A 23,364-nucleotide genomic window follows, 5' to 3' on the forward strand; every position below is an offset into this window, starting at 1 on the left:
ACCGCGCTCAACCACGACGGTGGCTCCCGGCGGTGCCGGACCGCGCTCAACCACGACGGTGGCTCCCGGCGGTGCCGGACCGCGCTCAACCACGACGGTGGCTCCCGGCGGTGCCGGACCGCGCTCAACCACGACAGCGGCCCCGGCGGAGCCGAACCGCTACTTCCCCCTGCGCCGCTTCGCGAGCAACCGCGGCAGTCCCGCCGGGATCGGCCGGCGCGTCGTCGCCGGTGACGGCACCGGCGGCTCGGCCAGGCTGCCCTCGGGCAACGGCAGCGACGACCCCGCCGGCGTCAGCCGGAGCACCCGGCACTCGCTGAGCCAGCGCCGCGTCATCTCCTCGCCGTCCGGTGCGTTCAGGCGCTTGCCCTTCAGCTCGGCGACCGCCGCCTCCCACGCCTCGGAGCCGGGCGCGAGCTCGGACACGGCTGCCGTCCAGGTGACCAGCCGACCGCCCTTGTCCTTGCTTCGCACGGTGACCTCGGCCGTGCCGCCGTCGGCCAGCCCGGGCAGCGGCTGCTCCCCGGGCCCGTCGCCGACCAGGCACACCGCGCCCTCGTGCCACACGTGCCACAGCGCACGCGCGGTGCGGACGCCGGCGCCCTTGACCCAGACGAGGCCGGACTTCTTGGTGGCCTCCTCGACGAGGGCCTGGTCGAGCAGCTCGGGAGTTGTCATGGCGACCAGCCTATCCAGGCGTCGGCAGGCAGGGCCTACAGCCAGCCGTTGCGCTTCAGCGTCCGGTGGATGCCCACGCAGATCACCATGGTGATGCCCATGATCACCGGGTAGCCGTACTTCCAGTGCGTCTCCGGCATGTACTTGAAGTTCATGCCGTACACCCCGCACACCATCGTCGGCACCGCGATGATCGCGGCCCAGGCGGTGATCTTGCGCATGTCCTCGTTCTGCGCGACGGACGCCTGCGCGAGGTTGGCCTGGAGGATGGAGTTCAGCAGTTCGTCGAAGCCCAGCACCTGCTCCTGGACCCGGGCGAGGTGGTCGGCGACGTCCCGGAAGTACTTCTGGATGTCGGGGTCGATCAGCCGCATCGGCCGCTCGCTCAGCAGCTGGAGGGGTCGCAGCAGGGGCGACACCGCACGCTTGAACTCCAGTACCTCGCGCTTGAGTTGGTAGATCCGCGCCGAGTCCACACCACGGGACACCCCGCCCTTGCGGCCGGGCGAGAAGACCTCGGTCTCCACCTCGTCGATGTCGTCCTGCACGGCGTCGGCCACCGCGATGTACCCGTCGACGACGTGGTCGGCGATGGCGTGCAGCACCGCCGAGGGGCCCTTGGCGAGCAGCTCGGGGTCGTCCTGGAGCCGGTGCCTGAGCGCCCGCAGCGAGCCCTGCCCGCCGTGCCGGACGGTGATGAAGAAGTCCCGGCCGGTGAAGCACATGACCTCGCCGGTCTCCACGACCTCGCTGTCGCCGGTGAGCCGGTCGTGCTCGACGTAGTGGATGGTCTTGAAGACGGTGAAGAGCGAGTCGTCGTAGCGCTCCAGCTTCGGCCGCTGGTGCGCCTGCACGGCGTCCTCGACGGCCAGCGGGTGCAGCCCGAACTCACCGGCGATACCGGCGAATTCGGCCTCGGTCGGCTCGTGCAGGCCGATCCACACGAAGCCCCCGTCGCGCCGCACCTGGCGCATCGCCTCCTGCGGGGTCAGCGACTCGCCGAAGTCCACGCGGGCGCCGTCGCGGTAGACGGCGCAGTCGACGACGGCCGACGGGGTGGCGGGGTCGCGGGTGGTGTCGTACACGCCGGTGTCCTTGCGCAGCGAGACACGGGAGGGGCGGACGACGGCGCGCAGGTCGCGGATCATCGACATGGGCAGGCTCCTTCGCGGGCGAGCAACGAAAGACCGCCGGGGGCGGGTGGAACTACCCGGAATGAGGACGTTTTCACTGCGGATGTTTGGCACGTCCACAAAGCGGGGAGCACCGCACCGTCACGGTGGCGGATTCGCTACTGATTCAGAACTGATGCAGATCAGACGAAAATCAGGCAAAGCGAAACGAAGTGCTCTTCCGGACGACGGCCGAACGACGACCCGACGACGCGAACGTGAAGGTGGCAGCCAGCCAGAAACTCATCAGCAGCCGGAAGAGCGAGTGGTACTGCACGGTCGACTTCGATCCATGACAGCCCCACCTCCTCCGGCCGGTCCCTCGTAAGGGAGTCTCATCGGCGTCGGGACTCGATAGCGACGCTTCAGCGTGCTGCCCCGAACCACCGGCTCAGAGTATCAGTCGCCCGAAGTGTCAAGGCGCCGCTTTGCCCGGAGCTGACGAGTTCTATGCTCACCGCATGGTTGATGTTCTGCCTCTCGTCGAGGCCCGGTTGAGTTCCGCGCTGGGCGAACCGGGTGCGCGCGCCGCGGTCACCTTCCTCGGCACGGACCGCATCGAGGTGCTCCGCTTCCAGGAGGGGGACGTCGTCCGCTACGCGACGCTCGGCATGTCCGCGCACCCCATGACGGACCCCACGGCGATGCTCGCCGACCCCGTCAAGGGCCCCCGTGCCGAGCTGGTCCTGTCCGTCCGCGCGGGCCTGGCGGAGACCGACAAGGTGCTGCGCCCGCTGGCCGTACTCGCCGCGTCCCCGCAGGTGGAGGGAGTGGTGGTGGCCCCCGGCGCCTCGCTGGACGTGGGCGAACCGCTGTGGCCCGGGGCCCCCTTCACCTCGGTGCTGGTCGGTGAGCCCGGTGGCCTGGTCGAGGATCTGGAGCTCGACGAGCCGATGGACGCCGTACGGTTCCTGCCGCTGCTGCCGATGACCCCGAACGAGGCCGCCTGGAAGCGGGTGCACGGCGCGCAGGCCCTCCAGGAGCGCTGGCTGACGAACGGGACGGACCTGAGGGATCCTTCCCGCAGGTCCGTCCCGCTGGAGTGAGCAAGCTCACCAAAGGCCGCTCGGGCGCGGTCAGTTGACGAAGACCGTGACCCCGTCCTCGGCGGCGTGGGGGGTTTCCGGCGCCTCCGCGATGGGGGTCTCCCCGCTCGAGCGAAGTCGAGAGTGGGGGAGGGTGAGGGCGTTACGCCGGACGAGGACGACCAGCGCCCCCAGCACCGCGGTGACCGCCGCGACCGCGAACGGGACGTGGATGTCGGTCCACTCCTCGATCTTCGGCGCGAAGTAGGGCGCCGCCGCGGCCGCGAACCACCGCACGAAGTTGTAGCCCGCGCTCGCCACCGGCCGCGGCGCGTCCGACACGCCCAGGGCCAGTTCGGTGTAGACCGTGTTGTTCACGCCGATGAAGGCGCCGGACAGGATCGTGCAGACGATCGCCGTGGTGTGGTCGCCGTAGCCGAGGACGAGCACGTCGGCGGCGAGCAGCAGCAGGGAGCCGCCGAGCACCTTCAGCGAGCCGAACCGCGCCTGCATACGGGGCGCCACGATCACCGAGAAGACGGCGAGGAGCACGCCCCAGGCGAAGAACACGGCACCCGAGCGGTACGGGGTCATGTCCAGCACGAACGGGGTGAAGGCCAGCACGGTGAAGAACGTGTAGTTGTAGAAGAACGCCGAGACCGCCGCCGAGGCCAGGCCGCCGTGGCCCAGCGCCTTGACGGGGTCCAGGACCGAGGTCTTGCGGGCGGGCTTCGGCTGCTCCTTCAGGAACGCCGTGATGCACAGGAAGCCGACCGCCATCAGCGTGGCCGTGCCGAAGAAGGGGTAGCGCCAGCTGATGTTGCCGAGCACCGCGCCCAGCAGCGGGCCGCAGGCCATGCCGAGGCCGAGGGCGGACTCGTAGAGCAGGATCGCCGCGGCACTGCCGCCGGCCGCCGCGCCGACGATCACCGCGAGGGCGGTCGACACGAACAGGGCGTTGCCCAGCCCCCAGCCGGCCCGGAAGCCGACGAGCTCGGCGACCGAGCCCGAGGTGCCGGCGAGCCCCGCGAAGACCACCACGAAGGCGAGGCCGAGCAGCAGCGTCCTGCGGCCGCCGATGCGGCTGGAGACGAAGCCGGTGAGCAGCATCGCGACGGCGGTGATCAGGAAGTACGAGGTGAAGAGCAGCGAGACCTGGCTGGGCGTGGCGTCGAGGCCCTGCGCGATGGACGGCAGGATCGGGTCGACCAGGCCGATGCCCATGAAGGCGACGACGGACGCGCCGGCCGTCGCCCAGACCGCCTTGGGCTGCCGCAGGAGGCCGCCGGCTCCCGCATCGAAGGTGTCCATGCCCTCTCTCCCGTCCACTGAGGTAGTTGGTATATACACACGATACGTTAGGTTGGCTAATTAATGCAAGATGCACCTAGTTTTTCCTGGTCAGGCACCGCCTCCGGACGGGTGATCGTCCTTGACGTGACGCGGCGCGGGTAGGACCGTGGAGCCCTATGAGGGGCGAACCCAGTTGCCCGAAGTGTGGTGGCCGGGTCAGGGCTCCCGGTCTCTTCGCCGACTCCTGGCAGTGCGATGTGCACGGGGCGGTGCATCCGCTCCAGCCTGTGATCCCGCCCAGCGTCGAGGCGCTGAGCGTGGTCGTGCACCGCACGCAGGTGCCGGTGTGGATGCCGTGGCCGCTGCCGGTCGGCTGGCTGTTCACCGGTGTGCGCTACGCGGGCGACGACCGCAGCGGCGGCCGGGCCACCGCGGTGGCCTGCTCCGGACCCGGCCCGCTCGGCGGGGTGGGGGAGCTGATCCTGGTCGCCGAGGAACTCGGCGTCGGCCTCGGCGCGCGCTACGCGGGCATCGACGCCCCGGACCCGGGGCCGTACATGAACGTCGAGAAGCCGCCCCAGGCCAAGGTGCTCGCCGCCGGCCGCCCGACCCCGCTCTGGCACGTCTACCGCACCCCCGACGACCGCGCCGTCTTCGCGGGCGAGGCGCTCGGGCTGTGGGTGTGGGCGGTGGTGTGGCCGGAGACGACCGGGCTGCTGATGTACGACGAGCTGGTGCTCACCGACCTGCGCGACGCGGGGGCGGAGCTGGACCTGGTGCCGTGCGGCGCGCTGTCCCCGCGGCTGCTGGAACCCTGAGAGCCGGCTGTAGGGGGCGTAGCGGGGTTGCGGGTGTGACAACGCACCCCTTCGCTCCCGCTATTCTTAGGTGTCCCCTCCCGTACCGTCCCCGCCTGGAGTCCGCGTCGTGCGCATCGATCTGCACTGCCACTCCACGGCCTCCGACGGTACGGACACCCCGGCCGAACTGGTGAAGAACGCCGCAGCGGCCGGTCTGGACGTCGTTGCGCTGACCGACCACGACACCACCCGCGGCCACGCCGAGGCGATCGCCGCGCTGCCCGAGGGCCTCACCCTGGCCACCGGCGCCGAGCTGTCCTGCCGTGTCGACGGCGTCTCCATGCACATGCTGGCCTACCTCTTCGACCCCGAGGAGCCCGCCCTGCTCGCCGAGCGCGAGCTGGTCCGGGACGACCGGGTGCCCCGGGCCAAGGGCATGGTCGCCAAGCTGAACGAGCTGGGTGTGCCGGTCACCTGGGAACAGGTGCGGCGCATCGCCGGGGACGGCTCGGTCGGGCGCCCGCACGTCGCCTCCGCGCTCGTCGAGCTCGGCGTCGTGCCCACGGTGAGCGACGCGTTCACCGAGCAGTGGCTGGCCGACGGCGGCCGGGCCTTCGTGGAGAAGCACGAGACCGACCCCTTCGAGGCGATCCGGCTGGTCAAGGGCGCGGGCGGAGTATGCGTCTTCGCCCACCCGGCCGCCGCCAAGCGGGGCCGTACGGTGCCCGAGGCCCGCATCGCCGAGCTGGCCGCGGCCGGCCTCGACGGCATCGAGGTCGACCACATGGACCACGACGCCGACGCCAGGGCGCGACTGCGCGGACTGGCGAAGGAGCTGGGGCTGCTGGTCACGGGGTCCTCGGACTACCACGGCAGCCGGAAGACCGTGGCGCTGGGCGAGTACACGACGGACCCCGAGGTGTACGGGGAGATCACACGCCGGGCGACCGGGGCGTTCCCGGTGCCGGGGACCGGCGGAGCCTGAGGCCGGGGCCTCTCCGCCCTCCCGCACTCCACCTCCGTACCTCTTCCAGCAAGGCCTGTAGCTCACCCATGTTCGACGTCGCCGTCTTCGGCTCCCTGTTCCTCACCCTTTTTGTCATCATGGATCCCCCGGGGATCACCCCGATCTTCCTGGCGCTGACCGCCGGACGCCCCGCCAAGGTGCAGAAGCGGATGGCTTTCCAGGCGGTCTGCGTGGCCGGCGGGGTCATCGCCGTGTTCGGTGTCCTCGGCCACCAGATCCTGAACTACCTGCACGTCTCCGTTCCCGCCCTGATGATCGCGGGCGGCCTGCTGCTCCTGCTGATCGCGCTCGACCTGCTCACCGGCAAGACCGACGAGCCCAAGCAGACCAAGGACGTCAACGTCGCCCTGGTGCCGCTCGGCATGCCGCTGCTGGCGGGCCCGGGGGCCATCGTGTCGGTGATCCTGGCCGTGCAGAAGGCCGGCAGCGTCGCCACGCAGGTGTCGGTGTGGACCGCGATACTCGCCATCCACGTCGTGCTGTGGCTCGTGATGCGCTACTCGCTGCTGATCATCCGGGTCATCAAGGACGGCGGCGTCGTCCTGGTGACGCGGCTCGCGGGCATGATGCTGTCCGCGATCGCGGTGCAGCAGATCATCAACGGCGTCACGCAGGTGATCAAGGGCGCCTGAACCCCTGAACGGCGGGCGCGCCCGCCATGCGCAGAGCCCCCGTACGGCATCGGTGCCGTTCGGGGGCTCTGAAGCTTCCGCGGTACTACGCGTCTGTTATGAGGCCGGGGTCTCGGCCGGCCGGATCCACAGTCGCTGCCCGATGGCGGCGGCCTGCTGCACGATCCGATTGACGGAGGCGGCGTCCACGACGGTGCTGTCCACGGTGCTGCCGTCGACCTCGTCGAGTCGCATGATCTCGAAGCGCATGGCTTCTCCCTTCGTCTGGTCATCCTCCTGCGGAGAACTACTGGTGTCGTCGTGACATACGTATTCAACGGGCTGTGTGTTACAAACATTCCCTACGCTAAATAAATTTTTCGAACGACTAACTACTGACCGGTAAGGCGTCTTCGGGAGACTGACCGGGACCGGTTGTGTTCGCAGCGTGACCGCCGGGACAATGGAGTCGATGAACGACGACCTCGCGGCCCTGCAAGCCCGCATCGACCGCACGAACGAGCTGCTCCAGCGCATGCTCGCCGAAGTGGCGAAGACGCCCTCGACCCATGCGATCTTCGTCGACGCGGGGTACCTCTACGCGGCCGCGGGCCGCCTGGTGGCCGGGACCGAGGACCGCCGGGCCTTCGACCTCGACGCCGAGGGCCTCATCGACGCGCTGATCGACCGCGCCCGCAACATCTTCGCGGACAGCAGGCTGCTGCGGGTCTACTGGTACGACGGCGCCCGGCGCCGCATCCACACCGCCGAGCAGCAGTCCATCGCCGAACTGCCCGACGTCAAGGTGCGCCTCGGCAACCTCAACGCCAACAACCAGCAGAAGGGCGTCGATTCACTCATCCGCTCCGACCTGGAGTCCCTCGCCCGCCACCGCGCGATCAGCGACGCGGCCCTCCTCGGCGGCGACGAGGACCTGGTGTCGGCGGTGGAGGCGGCGCAGGGGTACGGCGCCCGCGTCCACCTCTGGGGCATCGAGGCCCCCGAAGGCCGCAACCAGGCCGAGCCGCTGCTCTGGGAGGTCGACAGCCAGCGCACCTTCGACCTCGATTTCTTCAAGCCGTACGTCTCCCGGCGCACCGCCCACGCCTACGACGCGTCGGCCGCGGCCCGGCCCACCCGCGAGGACGTCCGCTTCGTCGGCGCGCAGATCGCCGCGAAGTGGCTCGCCGCCCGCGGCCGGGACGCCCTGGTGGAACTGCTGCCCGGCCACCCCTACCTGCCCGGCTCCGTCGACCAGGACCTCCTCGTCGAGGCCGAGGGCATCCTCCAGTACTCCCTGCGCGGCCAGGCAGACCTGCGGCGCGCCCTGCGGGACGGGTTCTGGGAGCACCTTCAGACGCAGTACTAGGGCCCGGTGAAGTGGTCGCTGTCGTCCCAGAAGTCGGCGAGCGCTCGGGCGGTCGCCGGCGGCTGGTCGGTGTTGGGTGAGTGCAGGGCGCCTTCGATGACCGTGCGGCGGGCGCGGAGCCGTACGGCCATCTCGTCGAGGAGCGGCACCGGCCAGGTGTCGTCGGCCGCGCCGGACAGCACGTGGAAGGGCAGCGGCACGGCGGCCAGTTCCGCGACCCGGTCCGGCTCCGTGCACAACTGCCGTCCGGTGGCGATGAGCTGGGCGGGCCTGGTGCCCAGCCAGCGGCGCCGCAGGTCCTCCCGGTCGTCGAGACCGGCGTCGAGCTCGCCGGTGTCGGCCTCCTCGGGCAGCTCCATGGCCTGGATGGTCTCCCACACCTCGGCCATCGTCATCACGGCCAGCGCGTCGCGCAGCAGCTTCACGCGCTGCTGCTGGCCGACGGAGATCTGGGCCGGTCCCGAGGCCATCAGGGTGAGCGAGCGAAAGGGCGAGTGGTCGGTGAGGACGGCGGCGCGCGAGATCTGTCCGCCCAGGGAGTGCCCCAGCAGATGCACCGGGGTGCCCAGCGCCTCGGCCTGCGCCAGCAGGTCCCGCGCCAACTCCTCCTGCGCGTACGGGGATTCGTCGCGCTCGGGCCCGCCCGACTCGAACTGGCCGCGGCCGTCGACGGCGACGGTCCGGTAGCCGCGCTCCGCGAGCGGCACGTGCAACGGGTTGAAGTCCTCCTTGCTGCCCGTGAACCCGGGCACCAGCAGAGCGACCCCCTTGGGCTCGACACCGGCGGCCGCGGGCGCGTCGACGACCGCGAACTCACCGCGCGGGGTGCGCAGTCGGTAGGCGCGGGCGCCTGGGGGCGGGACGAAGGTGGGAGGCCTGCTCATGAGCAGAGGCTATCGGGAGCGGAAGAAGGGCGGAACGCCGACGGCCCGGCCCACACGAGGTGGACCGGGCCGCCGGGTACTGCGTCGCGGACCGCTGGGGCTCCGGTCGCCGGATCAGGCCTCCGGGGCTTCGGCGGTGGCCGCCGCCGTCGCCGCGGTCTTGCGGGTGCGGCGGGGCTTGGCCGGCGTGGCCTCGGCCGTCTCCACCGCCGGCTCCGCCGCCTTGCGCGTACGGCGCCGCGGCTTGACCTCCGCCTCCTCGCCACCGGCCTGCGCCGGGATCTCGGCGACGGCCTTGCGGGTGCGGCGCACCTTGGGCTTGGCCTCGGCCTCCGCCTCTGCCGGGGCTTCGGTGGTGGTCGGCGCGGTTGCCGCGGTCTTGCGGGTGCGGCGCACCTTGGGCTTGGCCTCGGCCTCGGCCGTCACGTCTGCCGGGGCTTCGGTGGTGGTCGGCGCGGTCGCCGCGGTCTTGCGGGTGCGGCGGGGCTTGGCCTCGGTGGCCTCGGCGGTGTCGAGCACCGCTTCGGCGGGGGCCGCCGTCTTGCGGGTGCGGCGTGCCTTGGGCTTGGCCTCCGCTTCGGCCGTCACGTCTGCCGGGGCTTCGGTGGTGGTCGGCGCGGTTGCCGCGGTCTTGCGGGTGCGGCGGGGCTTGGCCTCCGTGGCCTCGGCGGTGTCGACCGCGGCCTCGGCGGGAGCCGCCGTCTTGCGGGCCCGGGTGCGGCGCGGCTTGGTCTCGGTGGCCTCGGCGGTGGGAGCCGCCTCCACCGTCTCCGGGGCCGCGACCTCGGCCGGGGCCGGCTCGGCGGTGGCCTTGCGGGTGCGGCGACGCGGCTTGGCCTCGGTGGCCTCCGCGGTGTCGACCGCGGCTTCGGCGGGGGCTGCCGTCTTGCGGGTGCGGGTCCGGCGCGGCTTCTCCTCCGGCGTCTCCACGACGGGGGTCACCTCGGCCGCGACCGCGGGCGCCGCCTCGGCCGGGGCGACGACCGGCTCCGCCGTCTTGCGGGTACGGCGGCGGCGCGGCTTCTCGACGGCGTCGGCCGTGGCCTCACCCTCCGCCGTCGCCACGACGGCCTCCGCGGCCGGCGCGACCTCGGCCACCACGGTCTCGGCGGCAGGGACCGCCTCCGCCGCAGCAGCCCCGCCGCGCGTACGGCGACGGCGGCGCAGCGTGCGCGGCGCGGTGTTCTCCTCCGCCGGGCCCGCCTCGGCGGCCGGCGACGCGGACTCGACCGGCGCCGTGCCGGGCGCGGAGTCCAGCGGGGTCCCGCCGCGCGTGCGGCGGCGACGGCGCGGCGTACGCGCCGGACGCTCGCGCTCGGCGGTACGGGCGTCACCGCCCCGGGCGTCACCGCCCCGGGCGTCACCGCCCCGGGCGTCACCGCCCCGGGCGTCCCCGCCACGGGAGTCGCCCCTGCCACCTCGGCCACCGCGACCGCGTGCACCGCGGCCACCGGTCTCGCCCAGGTCCTCCAGCTCCTCCGCGTCCAGCCCGGCGCGCGTACGCTCCGAGCGCGGCAGGACGCCCTTGGTGCCCTCGGGAATGGAGAGGTCCGTGAACAGGTGCGGGGAGCTCGAGTAGGTCTCCACCGGGTCGTTGAAGTCCAGCTCCAGCGCCTTGTTGATCAGCTGCCAGCGCGGGATGTCGTCCCAGTCGACGAACGTGATCGCCGTACCCTTGGCGCCCGCGCGGCCCGTACGGCCGACCCGGTGCAGGTACGTCTTCTCGTCCTCGGGGGACTGGTAGTTGATGACGTGGGTGACGCCCTCGACGTCGATGCCGCGCGCGGCCACGTCGGTACAGACGAGGACGTCCACCTTGCCGTTGCGGAAGGCGCGCAGCGCCTGCTCGCGGGCGCCCTGGCCGAGGTCGCCGTGGACCGCGCCGGAGGCGAAGCCGCGGCGCTGGAGCTGCTCGGCGATGTCGGCGGCCGTGCGCTTGGTGCGGCAGAAGATCATCGCCAGTCCGCGGCCCTCGGCCTGGAGGATGCGGGCGACCATCTCCGGCTTGTCCATGGAGTGGGCGCGGTACACGAACTGCTTGATGTTCGCGACCGTCGCGCCCTCGTCGTCCGGCGCGGTGGCGCGGATGTGCGTGGGCCGCGACATGTAGCGGCGCGCGAGACCGATGACCGCGCCCGGCATGGTGGCCGAGAACAGCATGGTCTGGCGCTTGACCGGCAGCATGTCGATGATCTTCTCGACGTCGGGCAGGAAGCCCAGGTCGAGCATCTCGTCGGCCTCGTCGAGGACCAGGCACTTGACGTGCTTCAGGTTCAGCTTCTTCTGGCCGGCCAGGTCGAGCAGTCGGCCCGGGGTGCCGACGACCACGTCGACGCCCTTCCTCAGGGCCTCCACCTGGGGCTCGTAGGCCCGGCCGCCGTAGATCGCGGTGACGCGCACATTGCGCACCTTGCCCGCGGTCAGCAGGTCGTTGGTGACCTGCGTGCACAGCTCGCGCGTGGGGACGACGACGAGCGCCTGCGGGGCGTCGGTGAGGGCCTCGGGCTGGGCGCGGCCCGCCTCCACGTCGGCGGGGACGGTCACGCGCTCGAGGAGCGGAAGGCCAAAGCCCAGCGTCTTGCCGGTGCCGGTCTTGGCCTGGCCGATGACGTCGGTGCCCGAGAGGGCGACGGGGAGCGTCATCTCCTGGATGGGGAAGGGGGTGGTGATGCCGACGGCCTCCAGGGCCTCGGCGGTCTCGGGAAGGATTCCGAGTTCACGAAACGTAGTCAGGGTGCTGCCTCTTCTGTGTGTGCGGCGCGAGGCGAGCGCGGGGGTCGTGTCGGACCATGCCGGGGGACGTCGGCTGCCGTACGGGCAAACCGCTCGGGCAAGCCGTATGGCACGGGACCTCTGCCGACGCTCTAGCGCTCGTACCGCTGAGGGTGTCCCTCCGGTCGTCGTACGCACGATGGCGCACGGCATGGGAGGGCTGTCGGGTCGGAGCCGATCGGGCCACCGACCGGGCATCCTCATGCGTGCGGCCTGTCGCGGCACGTCGAGTACTCTCGACCCACCCAGCAGGCGCATTACCACCATACCCCGGAATCGTGCACATGTGATGGCCGATTTGGTCACGTAGTCGTCGTCACAGTGGTTGACCAGGGGCTTCATCAGGGCGGCGAGCGGGCTATTGTGCGCTTCATGACGAGCTCTGACAAGCCTGACAACGCCACCGCCGAACACACCGGCGTCGCCGCCCAGGACTGGGCCAAGGCATCCAGCGACCCGCAGTACCGCGCCGCGGTCGTGGACCTGCTCGGCGCGCTCGCCTACGGGGAGCTCGCGGCGTTCGAGCGCCTCGCGGAGGACGCCAAGCTGGCGCCCACGCTGGCGGACAAGGCGGAGCTGGCGAAGATGGCGTCGGCGGAGTTCCACCACTTCGAGCGGCTGCGGGACCGGCTCACCGAGATCGGCGCGGAACCGACCCTCGCCATGGAGCCGTTCGTCGCGGCACTGGACGGCTTCCACCGGCAGACCGCGCCCTCGGACTGGCTGGAGGGCCTGGTCAAGGCGTACGTCGGCGACTCGATCGCCAGCGACTTCTACCGGGAGGTAGCGGCGCGCCTCGACTCCGACACCCGCGAGCTGGTGCTGGCCGTCCTCGACGACACCGGGCACGCCGGCTTCGCGGTGGAGAAGGTGCGCGCCGCCATCGACGCGGACCCGCGCGTGGGCGGCCGGCTCGCCCTGTGGGCGCGGCGTCTGATGGGTGAGGCCCTGTCGCAGTCGCAGCGGGTCGTCGCCGACCGGGACGCGCTGTCCACGATGCTCGTCGGCGGTGTGGCGGACGGCTTCGACCTCGCCGAGGTCGGCAGGATGTTCTCCCGCATCACCGAGGCCCACACCAAGCGAATGGCCGCGCTGGGCCTGGCGGCGTAGGTCCCGCCCGACGGATCACGCCGCGGACGCGGAGCCTGGCACGCCCGTCCGGACGCCTACGCCGTCGCTGATCGTCGGCGCAGGCGTCCGGACGGGCGCAGCAGGAGCGACAGCGACGCCGCGGAGACGGCCGCCGCGCCGAGCAGACTCGGCAGCACGGTGCCGGGGCCCAGTGCGCTGTGGGTGACGAAGTCCCCGAAGAGGGCTCCGGCGACACCCGTGCCGAACACCAGGGCGCGGGCGGGCAGCCGGTGGGCGAGCCGGTGCACCGCGGCCCAGGCCAGCGCCAGACCGAGCAGGGCGGAGCCGAGAGCTTCCAGGATCATGTGCGGGGTCCCTCCCACGTGGCCGGCTGCGCTTCACGGTCGTAGCCCGTCATACCCGTGACCTGCGGAATGCAATCCTCCCCTGTGGACGACTTGTGATCCATCCGTGGAGCGGGCCCGGACACGGGAAGGGGCCCGGCGGCGAGCTGCCGCCGGGCCCCTTCCCGGTGTGTAGGGCGTCTTCCGCGTACGGACTACAGCGGGCCGAAGCCCACCTTCCGCACGGAAGGCTCGCCGAGCTCGACGTACGCCAAGCGGTCCGACGGGACCAGGACCTTGCGGCCCTTCTCGTCCTCGAGGCTCAGCAGCTGCGTCTTGCCGGCCAGCGCCTCGGCCACCACGCGCTCGACCTCCTCCGCGCTCTGACCGCTCTCCAGAACGATCTCGCGGGGCGCGTGCTGCACGCCGATCTTGACCTCCACGGCTATGTCCCTCCGACGGTCAGTGAGTGCGCGACCTTCCGCGCCGTACCCAGCACACATTAGCCCGGTGAGGGGACGTACACGTTCAGCGCGAGAACGCCACGAGCGAACAGCGGGCGGGAACAAACCGCCCGCGCCCGCCGCACGTGCGTGCTCAGTGGTGGTCGATGCCGTGCAGCGGGAAGCCCGCGATGCCCCGCCAGGCCAGCGAGGTCAGCAGCTGCACCGCCTGGTCGCGCGGGACGCTGCGGTCGCTGTGCAGCCAGGAGCGCGCCACCACCTGGGCGAGCCCGCCGAGACCGGAGGCCAGCAGCATCGACTCGGGCCGCGACAGGCCCGTGTCCTCGGCGATCACGTCGCAGATCGCCTCGGCGCACTCGTTCGTGACCTTGTCGACGCGCTCGCGCACCGCGGGCTCGTTCGTCAGGTCCGACTCGAAGACCAGGCGGAAGGCGCCGCCGTCGTCCTCGACGTACGCGAAGTAGGCGTCCATCGTCGCCCGTACGCGCTGCTTGTTGTCGGTCGTCGACGCGAGCGCGTTCCGCACGGACTGGATCAGCGACTCGCAGTGCTGGTCCAGCAGGGCGAGGTAGAGGTCGAGCTTGCCCGGGAAGTGCTGGTAGAGCACCGGCTTGCTGACGCCGGCGCGCTCGGCGATGTCGTCCATGGCGGCCGCGTGGTAGCCCTGGGCCACGAAGACTTCCTGGGCGGCACCCAGGAGCTGGTTCCGGCGGGCACGGCGCGGCAGGCGAGTGCCCCGCGGGCGTGCCGCCTCTGTCTGCTCGATGGCTGTCACGCCGCCTCCCAAAATCACGTCCACATGCGGTGTGCGCCGCGCGGCCATCGTACTTTTCGGTAACCGTGCTGTGCGCGGTGAGAGCGCAGAATTTCACGTACCGGACGAAGGCGAAAGCCGTCCGGACACCCACAAAACCGGGCAGGCCGCCGCATGCCCGGCCGGCGATGGGCGGCCGACGGTCAGCGATAGTCGTCCTCGTCGAGGGAGACGACCCGCGCCTGTTCGATGAGGTCGGCCTCGTTCGCGCGGTCCGGGTCCACCTCCTCGAGGGGGTCGTCGTGGTCCGGGGCGAGGTCCGCGTGCTGCTCGGCGGCGTCGACCTCCGGGGCCTCGACGTCGATCTCCGTCAGGTCGTCCTCGGTCTCGAGTTCCTGAAGCGTCTCGGGGTCCTGAAACGTCTCGGGATCGCTGGGGTCATAGGCCATGGTGGGCTCCCTTCCTACGAACGTCCCCGGAAGCAGCAGGGGCCACATTCGGGTGCCCTTTGTATGAGCGTAGGAGACACCCGATGCGGACGCTATGCCATGTGCCCCCGATCGTTGTGCGGCTCATCGGCCGAATCACCGGTGCGGAACGTTCCACTCTGTGACGGCGAACACATGAACCACTACGTGATCGTCTCGTAACATTGCCGCATGTCTTCGACCGAGTTGCCGTCCGTACCGGCCGCGAGCGTCCTGCCGAGGGCGCTGCCCGTGAGGGTCGCGGAGGGCGAGCGGCTCAGGTCGGTGGGTCTGCCGGGGGTCACGCTGACGGTCCGGTCGAGACCACCCGCGCGTGAGGGGCTGCCGCCCGCGTTGTACGTGCACGGGCTCGGTGGTTCCTCGCAGAACTGGTCGGCGCTGATGCTCGAGCTCGACGGCGTCGTCGACAGCGAGGCGGTCGACCTGCCGGGCTTCGGGGACTCCCCGCCGCCGGACGACGGCGACTACTCCGTCACCGGACACGCGCGCGCGGTCATCCGCTATCTCGACGCGACCGGCCGCGGCCCGGTCCATCTCTTCGGCAACTCCCTGGGCGGCGCGGTCACCACGCGCGTGGCCGCCGTGCGCCCCGATCTCGTCCGCACCCTCACCCTGGTCTCGCCCGCGCTCCCCGAACTGCGCGTGCAGCGGACGGCGGTGCCGACGGCGCTGCTGGGCGTGCCCGGCGTGGCCGCGCTCTTCACCCGCTTCACCAAGGAGTGGTCGGCCGAGCAACGCGTCCGGGGCGTCACGGCCCTGTGCTACGGCGACCCCGGGCGGGTGTCGCCCGAGGCGTTCGGGCACGCCGTCGAGGAACTGGAGCGGCGGCTGCGGCTGCCGTACTTCTGGGACGCCATGACGCGCTCCGCGCGCGGGATCGTCAACGCCTACACGCTCGGCGGCCAGCACGGTCTCTGGCGCCAGGCCGAACGCGTCCTCGCCCCGACGCTCCTGGTCTACGGCGGCCGTGACCAGCTGGTCGGCTACCGCATGGCCCGGAAGGCGGCCCGTTCCTTCCGTGACTCCCGTCTGCTGTCCCTGCCGGACGCCGGGCACGTGGCGATGATGGAGTACCCGGACACGGTGGCCGGGGCCTTCCGGGAACTTCTCGCCGAGGTGGGCGAGTTGGCAGTCGAAGGCGGCCCGGGTGCCGCCGGCGCCGACGGCACCGCCGTCGCGGGTGCGGGGGGCTGAGGGGCGAGGTGGGACGCCACAGCCGCCGCGGGAAGGCACCCAAGGGTGACTCCGGCTCCGCGGCCACAACCGCACAGACCTCCGGCGGGAGCCGCACCGGGCAGGGCGCTGCCCGGGACGAGCGGGAGCCGGGAGCGGCTCCCGGGGTGATGCCGGGCGGCCGGCCGGGTGCCGGTCCCGTGCCGGGACAGCGCCGGGCGCCGATGGACGGGGGACCGGGGCACGGCGTGCCGCGCCGCCCCGACGGGGCGCCCGCTCAGGGAGTACCCCGTATGCCTGACGGCACCCCGGCGCGCGGTGTGCCGCGTATGCAGGAGGGCAGTCCTGCGCGTGGTATGCCACGTATGCAGGACGGTACTCAGACGCGGGACGTGCCCCGTACGCAGGACGGCACTCCGGCCGGTGGCGCGCCCCGATTTCCCGGTGCTGCCCCCGACCGCGGCGTACCCCGAACCCGTGGCGGCCACCCCGAGCAGCGGGAACCCGGCGGTGGCTGGGGCGAGTTCGCGGGCCGGGGTGAAGGCGGCCGGGACGCGCGCTCCGGCGCGGCCGGGCCCGGGGCCGCCGTGCCGCGGCAGCGGCTGAAGGTTTCCGGCGGGCCCCGGAAGGAGTACCTGGACGCCTTCGACGGCCGGCCCGACGAGGACGACGACGTCTTCGCGCCCCGGAAGGGAACCGCCACGCGGCGCACGGAGACGTACGTGCCCGCGCCGACCCGGGCACCCGGGACCACCGGCGCGGACGACGACGCCCCCGCGGCCGGTGAGCCCGCGCAGACCAAGAGGATCAAGGGGCGGACCTTCACCGGTATCGCGGCGGCCGCCGTCACCACCGTGCTGGCGGTGATCGTGGCCGGGCAGGTGACCGACGGCAAGGACGACGGCGCCCCGCAGTCCAGGTCCGCCACCGACGGATCCCGCGACGCCCGCGACTCCGCCTCGGGCGGGGACGAAGGGGTGACGTCTCCCGGATCCCCGAACCTGACGACACTGACGTACGACCAGAAGATGGCCGACAAGTACCCGCTCAGCGCCACCCTGAAGGGCCCGGGGAAGTTCGACGCGGTCCCCGGTGCGGCCAAGGCGCCCGGCAAGGGGCACAAGTACACCTACCGTGTGGACGTCGAGCAGGGACTCGGCCTGGACGGCGAGCTCTTCGCCGAGGCCGTGCAGAAGACGCTCAACGACGACCGCAGCTGGGCCCACGGCGGCGCCCGTACCTTCGAGCGCGTCTCCTCCGGCAAGCCCGACTTCGTCATCACCCTCGCCAGCCCCGGCACCACCGCCGCATGGTGTGCCAAGTCCGGCCTGGACACCACGGAGGACAACGTCTCCTGCGACTCGGCCGCCACCGAACGCGTGATGATCAACGCCTACCGCTGGGCGCAGGGCTCGAAGACGTACGGCGACAAGATCCACGCCTACCGCCAGATGCTCATCAACCACGAGGTCGGCCACCGGCTCGGCTACGGCCATGTCACCTGCGACAAGAACGGCGAGCTGGCCCCGGTGATGCAGCAGCAGACCAAGTTCCTGAACCACGACGGCATCCACTGTCTGCCCAACCCCTGGCCTTATCCCAGAAGTTGACCGGCTGATCTCACGTCACGTTGACATGCGTCGAAAGGTCGTTCATATTTCTGCGCATGTGGTCTAGTCATGCCGCCGACGGGAGCGCCGCCATAGAGCTGGCGCTCATCGGCGTGACCGCGCTCTGCGTGGCCGACATCCACTGTTGCTGACGCCGCCCGCCTGGCGTTCGCGTCGCGATGTTCCATCACCCTGAACCGTGACACAGGTCACGGTTTTTCGACGACCCGGCGCCGGGGCAGACGTCTGTTCACTTTCGTCTCACTCCTCGTCCATCTGTCTCGCCATTCGAGAGGCATCCGAGAACCTCGGGCGCGACAGCCGACAAGCCAACCGAGAGGTCGTCATTCCGATGCGTCAACCGTCCGTCAGAGCGCGCCGAGTGGCCGCGGCATCCGTCAGCCTGGTCGTGGCAGCCGGCGTCGCCGCCTGCGGGCCGAAGGACAACGATGCCAAGGCCTCCGGTGGTGACTCCACGCCCCACAAGGGCGGCACCCTCACAGTCCTGAACTCCGAGGCGCAGACGGACTTCGACCCCGCCCGCCTCTACACCTCCGGCGGCGGAAACGTCCCCTCCCTCGTCTTCCGCACCCTCACCACCCGCAACCGCGAGAACGGCGCGGCCGGCGCCAAGGTCGTCCCCGACCTGGCCACCGACACCGGGCGCCCCAACAAGGACGCGACCGTGTGGACGTACACCCTGAAGAAGGGCCTCAAGTACGAGGACGGCACCCCGATCACCACGGCCGACATCAAGTACGGCATCGAGCGTTCCTTCGCCCCCGAACTCTCCGGCGGCGCCCCCTACCTGAGGGACTGGCTGGTCGGCGCCGCCGACTACCAGGGGCCGTACAAGGACAAGAAGGGCCTGTCGGCGATCGAGACGCCGGACAGCCGCACCATCGTCTTCCACCTGAACAAGCCCGAGGGCGAGTTCCCGTACCTGGCCACCCAGACCCAGTTCACGCCGGTCCCGAAGAGCAAGGACACCGGTACCAAGTACGAGAGCCACCCCGTCTCCTCGGGCCCGTACAAGGTCGTCAAGAACGAGAACGACGGCGAACACCTGGTCCTGGAGCGCAACAAGTACTGGTCGACGGCCGTCGACGACGAGCGCAAGGCCTACCCCGACACCGTCGATGTACGGTCCGGGCTGGACTCCTCCGTGATCAACCAGCGGCTCTCCGCGTCCCAGGGCGCCGACGCTGCCGCGGTCACCACCGACACCAACCTCGGGCCGGCCGAACTCGCCAAGGTGTCCGGCGACAAGACACTGGCCGCGCGCGTGGGCACCGGCCACTTCGGCTACACGAACTACCTGGCGTTCAACCCGAAGGTGAAGCCGTTCGACAACATCAAGGTCCGGCAGGCGATCTCGTACGCGATCGACCGGTCGTCCGTCGTCAACGCGGCGGGCGGTTCCGCGCTCGCCGAGCCCGCGACCACCTACCTGCCGAACCAGAAGTCCTTCGGCTACACGCCGTACGACCTGTTCCCGGCCGGGAAGACGGGCAACGCGGCGAAGGCCAGGGAGCTGCTGAAGGAGGCCGGCTACAAATCCGGGCTCACCATCACCCTCACGCACTCCAACAGCAAGGACTTCGAGACCAGCCCGGAGATCGCGACCGCCGTCCAGGACGCGCTCAAGAAGGCCGGCATCACGGTCAAGCTCCAGGGTCTGGAGGACAACGACTACCGGGACAAGATCCACGGCGTGAAGACCGAGCCCGGCCTCTTCCTCGCCCACTGGGGTGCCGACTGGCCCTCCGGCGGTCCCTTCCTCGCCCCGATCTTCGACGGCCGGCAGATCGTCAAGGACGGCGCCAACTTCAACAACGGGCAGTTGAACGACAAGTCGGTCAACGACGAGATCGACGCGATCAACAAGCTGACGGACCTCCAGGCCGCCGCGAAGCGATGGGGCGCGCTGGACAAGAAGATCGGCGAGCAGGCCCTCACCGTGCCGCTGTTCCACCCGGTCTACAAGCGCCTGGTCGGCAAGGACATCAAGAACGTCGTGATCAGTGACTGGACCGGCGTCCTGGACATCTCCCAGGTCGCGGTGAAGTAACACCGTGAGCGAGGCACTTGTCGCCGTCGAGGCCGCCGTGACGGACACCTCCGTCCCGGCGGCCTCGGGGGCCCGTCAGTTCTGGCGGCGACTGCGGGAGCAGCGCGCCGCCCTCGTCGCGGCCGTCGTCGTCGCGCTGCTCGTCCTGGTCGCGCTCGCCGCGCCGCTGCTCACCGCACTGGAGGGCCAGGACCCCACCACCTACCACCCCTCACTCATCGACTCCGCGCGCGGCGGCGTGCCCGTCGGTTCCTTCGGTGGCGTCAGCGCGGACCACTGGCTCGGCGTGGAGCCGCAGACCGGCCGCGACCTGTTCGCGCGACTGGTGTACGGCGCGCGGGTGTCCCTCGGTGTCGCGCTGGCGGCGACGGTCGTGCAGATCTCCCTCGGCGTCACCGTCGGTGTCGCCGCCGCGCTCGGCAACCGCTGGGTCGACCAGCTGCTGAGCCGGGCCACCGACATCATCGTCTCCATGCCGCTGATGATCATGTCGCTGGCGCTGCTCGCGATCGTCCCGCCGAGCTTCCCACGGCCCGTCCTGGTCACCCTGGTCATCGGCCTGATCGCCTGGGGCACCACCGCGAAGATCGTGCGGGCCCAGACCCTCACCCTGAAGGGGCTCGACTACGTCTCCGCCGCCCGGCTGAGCGGCTGGGGCACCTGGCGCATCGCCCGCCGGGAACTCCTGCCGGGCCTCGCCGCCCCCGTCATCACCTACGCGGCGCTGCTCGTCCCCACGAACGTCTCCATCGAGGCGGCCCTGTCCTTCCTCGGCGTCGGCGTGAAGCCCCCGACGCCCTCCTGGGGGCAGATGCTCACCGCCGCCGACGTCTGGTACCAGGCGGCACCGCAGTACCTGCTGCTGCCCGCCGGCGCGCTGTTCGTCACCGTCCTCGCCCTCACCGTCCTCGGCGACGGCGTGCGCACCGCCCTCGACCCGCGCGCCGCCTCACGCCTGCGCGTCGGCACCGGCCGGAAGCGGGAGGCCAAGGCATGAACGGCTTCGGAGGATTCGTCCTGCGCCGCACCCTCGGCGCCGTGGTCACCCTGTTCGCCATCTCGGTGATCGTCTACGTCGTCTTCTACGCCACCCCCGGCAACGTCGCCCAGATCACCTGTGGCCCGCGCTGCTCGCCGGAACAGGTGCACCAGGTCGCCCAGCAGCTCAGACTCGACGACCCGCTGTACCTGCGGTACTGGCACTTCCTGGTGGGTCTCGTCGCGGGCCAGGACTACTCGACGGGAACGTCCGTGGCACACTGCCCGGCGCCCTGCCTCGGGCTGTCGTACCAGAGCGACCAGCAGGTCACCGACATCATCCTGGCCAAGCTCCCGGTAAGCCTGTCGCTGGTCGTCGGCGCGATGGTGATCTGGCTCGGCCTCGGCGTCGGCACCGGCGTCCTCTCCGCCTGGCGGCGCGGCCGGCTCACCGAACGGGTGCTGACCACGCTCACGCTGGCGGGCTGGGCCACGCCGGTGTTCGTCATCGGCCTGATCCTGATGATCGTCGTCTGCGGCGAACTGCAACTGCTGCCCTTCCCGCAGTACGTGAACTTCACCGACGACCCCGAGCAGTGGGCGTGGAACCTGCTGTTGCCCTGGCTCTCGCTGGCCCTGATCGAGGCCGCCGCGTTCGCGCGCCTCACCCGGGCGGCCATGCTGGAGACGCTCGCCGAGGACCACATCCGCACCTTCCGCGCCTACGGCGTGGGGGAGCGGTCGATCGTCGGACGGCACGCACTGCGCGGCGCGCTGGCGCCCGTCATCGCGCTGAACGCCAACAACGTCGGCTCGGCCATCGGCGGCGCCGTCCTCACCGAGACCCTCTTCGGCCTGCCCGGCATCGGCCAGGAGCTGGTGCACGCGGTGAACGTCGTCGACCTGCCGGTGGTCGTCGGCATGGTGCTGGTCGTCGGCTTCTTCGTGGTCCTCGCCAACGCCGTCGCGGACGTGCTGTACGCGGTGGCCGACCGACGGGTGGTGCTCGCATGAGCCTGGTGGAAGTGACGGACCTGAGCGTCGAGTTCGGGTCCCTCAGGGCCGTGGACGGGTTGTCGTTCCGGCTGGAACCCGGCGCCGCCCTGGCCCTGGTCGGCGAGTCCGGCTCCGGCAAGTCCACGGTCGCCGGCGCCCTGCTGGGCCTGCACCGGGGCACGGGAGCCCGGGTCGGCGGCTCGGTCCAGGTCGCAGGCACCGACGTGCAGCAGGGCTCGGACGAGGAACTGCGGCGGCTGCGCGGGGCGAAGGCCGCCATGGTCTTCCAGGACCCGCTGTCCTCGCTCGACCCGTACTACGCGATCGGCGACCAGATCGCCGAGGTGTACCGCGTGCACACGCGCGCGTCACGCCGGGCGGCACGCGCGCGTGCCGTCGAGGTGCTGGACCGGGTGGGCATCCCGGACGCGGCACGGCGGTCCCGTTCCCGCCCGCACGAGTTCAGCGGCGGCATGCGCCAGCGGGCCCTGATCGCCATGGCGCTGGCGTGCGAACCGCAGCTGCTCATCGCCGACGAGCCGACCACCGCCCTCGACGTGACCGTGCAGGCCCAGATTCTCGATCTGCTGCACAGCCTGCGCGAGGAGACCGGCATGGGCCTGCTGCTCGTCACCCATGACGTCGGCGTGGCCGCCGAGAGCGTCGACGAGGTACTGGTCATGCGGCACGGCAAGGCGGTCGAGCACGGTTCGGTCGGCTCCGTCCTCGGGGCGCCCGCCGAGCCGTACACCAGGGAGCTGCTCGGCGCGGTCCCCCGCGTGGACGCCCCGCGCGCAGCCTCGCGGGCGACCGAGGAGGTCGTGCTGGAGGCGACCGGCCTGCGGCGCGAGTTCGGCCGGGGCAAGGGCGCGTTCATGGCCGTCGACGACGTGTCGCTGACCGTCCACCGGGGCGAGACCCTCGGCATCGTGGGCGAGAGCGGCAGCGGCAAGACGACGCTCGGGCGCATGCTGGTCGGGCTGCTGGAGCCGACGGCGGGCGGGGTCCGTTACGAGGGCCGCGCGGTGAGCGGCGTGAACCCGGCCGTGCAGATGGTCTTCCAGGACCCCGTCTCCTCCCTCAACCCCCGCCGCAGCGTGGGCGAGTCCATCGCCGACCCGCTCCGCGCGCGGGGCGACCGGGACGAGGAGCGCATCCGGGGGCGGGTGACGGAACTCCTGGAGCGCGTGGGACTCGAAGGGGCGCACTACAGCCGCTACCCGCACGAGTTCAGCGGCGGACAGCGCCAGCGCGTGGGCATCGCGCGGGCGCTCGCGGCCGACCCGCGCGTCATCGTCTGCGACGAACCCGTCTCCGCCCTCGACGTCACCACGCAGGCCCAGGTGGTGGCCCTGCTCGGCGAGCTTCAGCGCGAACTCGGGCTCGCACTGGTCTTCGTCGCCCACGACCTCGCCGTCGTACGGCAGGTGAGCGACCGGGTCGCGGTGATGCGCCGCGGGCAGGTCGTGGAGTACGGACCCGCCGACGAGGTCTACGACAACCCGCGGGAGCCGTACACCAGGCAACTGCTGGCCGCCGTACCCGCCCTGGACCCCCGGGTCGCCGCCGAGCGGCGGGCCGTCCGCCGGGAGCTCACCGCGGCATGACCGTGCGCGTCCGCGTGATCTCATAGCGCGACAGAACGCGACCCGCACGGGAAAGTTACGACCGTTCACCCCTTTTGGTGGGGGGGGGGGGCCCCCCCCCCCGCCCCCCCCCCCGGGGCGCCCAACCTGGGCCCCCCCCCCCCCCCCCCCCCCCACCCCCGCGCCCCCCCCCGGGGC

At 71.6% G+C, this 23,364-nt stretch carries 23 protein-coding genes; 13 read left to right on the forward strand and 10 right to left on the reverse strand.

Annotated elements, in window-relative coordinates:
- Nucleotides 1–159: 159 nt before the first annotated feature.
- Nucleotides 160–678: a hypothetical protein gene (locus tag ACFY01_RS26905; protein ID WP_390738304.1), complete on the reverse strand. Its 519-nt coding sequence runs from the start codon at nucleotides 676–678 to the stop codon at nucleotides 160–162.
- Between the two features lie 35 nt (nucleotides 679–713).
- Nucleotides 714–1,832 (reverse strand): magnesium and cobalt transport protein CorA, encoded by a 1,119-nt coding sequence (locus ACFY01_RS26910; RefSeq protein WP_390738305.1) that lies wholly within the window; start codon nucleotides 1,830–1,832, stop codon nucleotides 714–716.
- Nucleotides 1,833–2,311: 479 nt separating this feature from the next.
- Here ACFY01_RS26910 and ACFY01_RS26915 point away from each other — a divergent pair, with 479 nt between their 5' ends.
- Nucleotides 2,312–2,896, forward strand: coding sequence for a suppressor of fused domain protein (locus ACFY01_RS26915; RefSeq protein ID WP_390738306.1), 585 nt, complete (start codon nucleotides 2,312–2,314; stop codon nucleotides 2,894–2,896).
- 30 nt (nucleotides 2,897–2,926) lie between these two features.
- Here the strand turns inward: ACFY01_RS26915 and ACFY01_RS26920 are convergent, their stop codons facing one another.
- Nucleotides 2,927–4,186 carry an MFS transporter gene (locus tag ACFY01_RS26920; RefSeq protein ID WP_390738307.1) on the reverse strand — a complete coding sequence of 420 codons (1,260 nt, stop codon included), beginning with the start codon at nucleotides 4,184–4,186 and terminating at the stop codon, nucleotides 2,927–2,929.
- A 158-nt stretch (nucleotides 4,187–4,344) separates the two neighbouring features.
- Here ACFY01_RS26920 and ACFY01_RS26925 point away from each other — a divergent pair, with 158 nt between their 5' ends.
- The 3 genes from ACFY01_RS26925 to ACFY01_RS26935 all read left to right on the forward strand — a co-directional run bounded on the left by ACFY01_RS26925 (nucleotide 4,345) and on the right by ACFY01_RS26935 (nucleotide 6,627).
- Nucleotides 4,345–4,986 (forward strand): DUF6758 family protein, encoded by a 642-nt coding sequence (locus ACFY01_RS26925; RefSeq protein WP_361457792.1) that lies wholly within the window; start codon nucleotides 4,345–4,347, stop codon nucleotides 4,984–4,986.
- A gap of 109 nt (nucleotides 4,987–5,095) precedes the next feature.
- Nucleotides 5,096–5,953 (forward strand): PHP domain-containing protein, encoded by an 858-nt coding sequence (locus tag ACFY01_RS26930; RefSeq protein ID WP_390738308.1) that lies wholly within the window; start codon nucleotides 5,096–5,098, stop codon nucleotides 5,951–5,953.
- 68 nt (nucleotides 5,954–6,021) lie between these two features.
- Entirely contained in the window at nucleotides 6,022–6,627 is a 606-nt protein-coding gene (locus tag ACFY01_RS26935; protein ID WP_390738309.1) for a MarC family protein, read from the forward strand.
- A 96-nt stretch (nucleotides 6,628–6,723) separates the two neighbouring features.
- On the opposite strand, the gene ACFY01_RS26940 is transcribed toward ACFY01_RS26935, so the two are convergent.
- Nucleotides 6,724–6,876 (reverse strand): hypothetical protein, encoded by a 153-nt coding sequence (locus tag ACFY01_RS26940; protein ID WP_165955544.1) that lies wholly within the window; start codon nucleotides 6,874–6,876, stop codon nucleotides 6,724–6,726.
- A gap of 193 nt (nucleotides 6,877–7,069) precedes the next feature.
- Between ACFY01_RS26940 and ACFY01_RS26945 the strand changes: the two genes are divergently transcribed.
- The gene (locus tag ACFY01_RS26945; protein WP_390738568.1) at nucleotides 7,070–7,975 is read left to right on the forward strand and encodes an NYN domain-containing protein; all 906 of its coding nucleotides are present in this window, start codon (nucleotides 7,070–7,072) and stop codon (nucleotides 7,973–7,975) included.
- Here the strand turns inward: ACFY01_RS26945 and ACFY01_RS26950 are convergent.
- Nucleotides 7,972–8,859 (reverse strand): alpha/beta fold hydrolase, encoded by an 888-nt coding sequence (locus ACFY01_RS26950; RefSeq protein WP_390738310.1) that lies wholly within the window; start codon nucleotides 8,857–8,859, stop codon nucleotides 7,972–7,974. The two genes, ACFY01_RS26945 and ACFY01_RS26950, sit on opposite strands and share 4 nt — an antisense overlap.
- 114 nt (nucleotides 8,860–8,973) lie before the next feature.
- The gene (locus tag ACFY01_RS26955; RefSeq protein ID WP_390738311.1) at nucleotides 8,974–11,502 is read right to left on the reverse strand and encodes a DEAD/DEAH box helicase; all 2,529 of its coding nucleotides are present in this window, start codon (nucleotides 11,500–11,502) and stop codon (nucleotides 8,974–8,976) included.
- A 492-nt stretch (nucleotides 11,503–11,994) separates the two neighbouring features.
- Between ACFY01_RS26955 and ACFY01_RS26960 the strand changes: the two genes are divergently transcribed.
- Entirely contained in the window at nucleotides 11,995–12,741 is a 747-nt protein-coding gene (locus tag ACFY01_RS26960) for a ferritin-like fold-containing protein (protein ID WP_390738312.1), read from the forward strand.
- 56 nt (nucleotides 12,742–12,797) lie between these two features.
- Here the strand turns inward: ACFY01_RS26960 and ACFY01_RS26965 are convergent, their stop codons facing one another.
- The 4 genes from ACFY01_RS26965 to ACFY01_RS26980 form a co-directional block, all read right to left on the reverse strand.
- A complete protein-coding gene (locus ACFY01_RS26965; protein ID WP_390738313.1) occupies nucleotides 12,798–13,067 on the reverse strand; it encodes a hypothetical protein in 270 nt (89 codons plus the stop codon).
- 194 nt (nucleotides 13,068–13,261) lie between these two features.
- Nucleotides 13,262–13,489 (reverse strand): DUF3107 domain-containing protein, encoded by a 228-nt coding sequence (locus ACFY01_RS26970; RefSeq protein ID WP_361816082.1) that lies wholly within the window; start codon nucleotides 13,487–13,489, stop codon nucleotides 13,262–13,264.
- 154 nt (nucleotides 13,490–13,643) lie between these two features.
- Nucleotides 13,644–14,285 (reverse strand): TetR/AcrR family transcriptional regulator, encoded by a 642-nt coding sequence (locus ACFY01_RS26975; protein ID WP_390738314.1) that lies wholly within the window; start codon nucleotides 14,283–14,285, stop codon nucleotides 13,644–13,646.
- A 182-nt stretch (nucleotides 14,286–14,467) separates the two neighbouring features.
- Nucleotides 14,468–14,713 carry a hypothetical protein gene (locus ACFY01_RS26980; protein WP_390738315.1) on the reverse strand — a complete coding sequence of 82 codons (246 nt, stop codon included), beginning with the start codon at nucleotides 14,711–14,713 and terminating at the stop codon, nucleotides 14,468–14,470.
- Nucleotides 14,714–14,923: 210 nt separating this feature from the next.
- Here ACFY01_RS26980 and ACFY01_RS26985 point away from each other — a divergent pair, with 210 nt between their 5' ends.
- From ACFY01_RS26985 to ACFY01_RS27015, 7 genes are all read left to right on the forward strand, one after another.
- Nucleotides 14,924–15,946, forward strand: a complete 1,023-nt coding sequence (locus ACFY01_RS26985; protein WP_390738316.1) for an alpha/beta fold hydrolase — start codon at nucleotides 14,924–14,926, stop codon at nucleotides 15,944–15,946.
- A gap of 8 nt (nucleotides 15,947–15,954) precedes the next feature.
- Nucleotides 15,955–17,535 (forward strand): DUF3152 domain-containing protein, encoded by a 1,581-nt coding sequence (locus ACFY01_RS26990; protein ID WP_390738317.1) that lies wholly within the window; start codon nucleotides 15,955–15,957, stop codon nucleotides 17,533–17,535.
- 56 nt (nucleotides 17,536–17,591) lie between these two features.
- Nucleotides 17,592–17,687: an Ms4533A family Cys-rich leader peptide gene (locus ACFY01_RS26995; protein ID WP_390738318.1), complete on the forward strand. Its 96-nt coding sequence runs from the start codon at nucleotides 17,592–17,594 to the stop codon at nucleotides 17,685–17,687.
- Nucleotides 17,688–17,887: 200 nt separating this feature from the next.
- Nucleotides 17,888–19,606 (forward strand): ABC transporter substrate-binding protein, encoded by a 1,719-nt coding sequence (locus tag ACFY01_RS27000; RefSeq protein ID WP_390738319.1) that lies wholly within the window; start codon nucleotides 17,888–17,890, stop codon nucleotides 19,604–19,606.
- 4 nt (nucleotides 19,607–19,610) lie between these two features.
- The gene (locus ACFY01_RS27005; protein WP_390738320.1) at nucleotides 19,611–20,603 is read left to right on the forward strand and encodes an ABC transporter permease; all 993 of its coding nucleotides are present in this window, start codon (nucleotides 19,611–19,613) and stop codon (nucleotides 20,601–20,603) included.
- Nucleotides 20,600–21,598 carry an ABC transporter permease gene (locus tag ACFY01_RS27010; RefSeq protein WP_390738321.1) on the forward strand — a complete coding sequence of 333 codons (999 nt, stop codon included), beginning with the start codon at nucleotides 20,600–20,602 and terminating at the stop codon, nucleotides 21,596–21,598. The genes ACFY01_RS27005 and ACFY01_RS27010 overlap by 4 nt, the downstream gene beginning before the upstream one ends.
- A complete protein-coding gene (locus ACFY01_RS27015; protein WP_390738322.1) occupies nucleotides 21,595–23,187 on the forward strand; it encodes a dipeptide ABC transporter ATP-binding protein in 1,593 nt (530 codons plus the stop codon). Before ACFY01_RS27010 ends, ACFY01_RS27015 begins: the two co-directional genes overlap by 4 nt.
- Nucleotides 23,188–23,364: the final 177 nt, after the last annotated feature.

Origin of the sequence: Streptomyces sp. NPDC001480 (genome assembly GCF_042894725.1) — a bacterium.
In the GTDB taxonomy this organism is placed as follows: domain Bacteria; phylum Actinomycetota; class Actinomycetes; order Streptomycetales; family Streptomycetaceae; genus Streptomyces.

Coding starts and splice junctions, on each gene's coding strand:
- ACFY01_RS26905 (WP_390738304.1), bottom strand. CDS start 678: ATGACAACTCCCGAGCTGCTCGACCAGGCCCTCGTCGAGGAGGCCACC.
- ACFY01_RS26910 (WP_390738305.1), bottom strand. CDS start 1,832: ATGTCGATGATCCGCGACCTGCGCGCCGTCGTCCGCCCCTCCCGTGTC.
- ACFY01_RS26915 (WP_390738306.1), top strand. CDS start 2,312: ATGGTTGATGTTCTGCCTCTCGTCGAGGCCCGGTTGAGTTCCGCGCTG.
- ACFY01_RS26920 (WP_390738307.1), bottom strand. CDS start 4,186: ATGGACACCTTCGATGCGGGAGCCGGCGGCCTCCTGCGGCAGCCCAAG.
- ACFY01_RS26925 (WP_361457792.1), top strand. CDS start 4,345: ATGAGGGGCGAACCCAGTTGCCCGAAGTGTGGTGGCCGGGTCAGGGCT.
- ACFY01_RS26935 (WP_390738309.1), top strand. CDS start 6,022: ATGTTCGACGTCGCCGTCTTCGGCTCCCTGTTCCTCACCCTTTTTGTC.
- ACFY01_RS26940 (WP_165955544.1), bottom strand. CDS start 6,876: ATGCGCTTCGAGATCATGCGACTCGACGAGGTCGACGGCAGCACCGTG.
- ACFY01_RS26945 (WP_390738568.1), top strand. CDS start 7,070: ATGGAGTCGATGAACGACGACCTCGCGGCCCTGCAAGCCCGCATCGAC.
- ACFY01_RS26950 (WP_390738310.1), bottom strand. CDS start 8,859: ATGAGCAGGCCTCCCACCTTCGTCCCGCCCCCAGGCGCCCGCGCCTAC.
- ACFY01_RS26955 (WP_390738311.1), bottom strand. CDS start 11,502: ATGACGCTCCCCGTCGCCCTCTCGGGCACCGACGTCATCGGCCAGGCC.
- ACFY01_RS26965 (WP_390738313.1), bottom strand. CDS start 13,067: ATGATCCTGGAAGCTCTCGGCTCCGCCCTGCTCGGTCTGGCGCTGGCC.
- ACFY01_RS26980 (WP_390738315.1), bottom strand. CDS start 14,713: ATGGCCTATGACCCCAGCGATCCCGAGACGTTTCAGGACCCCGAGACG.
- ACFY01_RS26985 (WP_390738316.1), top strand. CDS start 14,924: ATGTCTTCGACCGAGTTGCCGTCCGTACCGGCCGCGAGCGTCCTGCCG.
- ACFY01_RS26995 (WP_390738318.1), top strand. CDS start 17,592: ATGTGGTCTAGTCATGCCGCCGACGGGAGCGCCGCCATAGAGCTGGCG.
- ACFY01_RS27000 (WP_390738319.1), top strand. CDS start 17,888: ATGCGTCAACCGTCCGTCAGAGCGCGCCGAGTGGCCGCGGCATCCGTC.
- ACFY01_RS27010 (WP_390738321.1), top strand. CDS start 20,600: ATGAACGGCTTCGGAGGATTCGTCCTGCGCCGCACCCTCGGCGCCGTG.
- ACFY01_RS27015 (WP_390738322.1), top strand. CDS start 21,595: ATGAGCCTGGTGGAAGTGACGGACCTGAGCGTCGAGTTCGGGTCCCTC.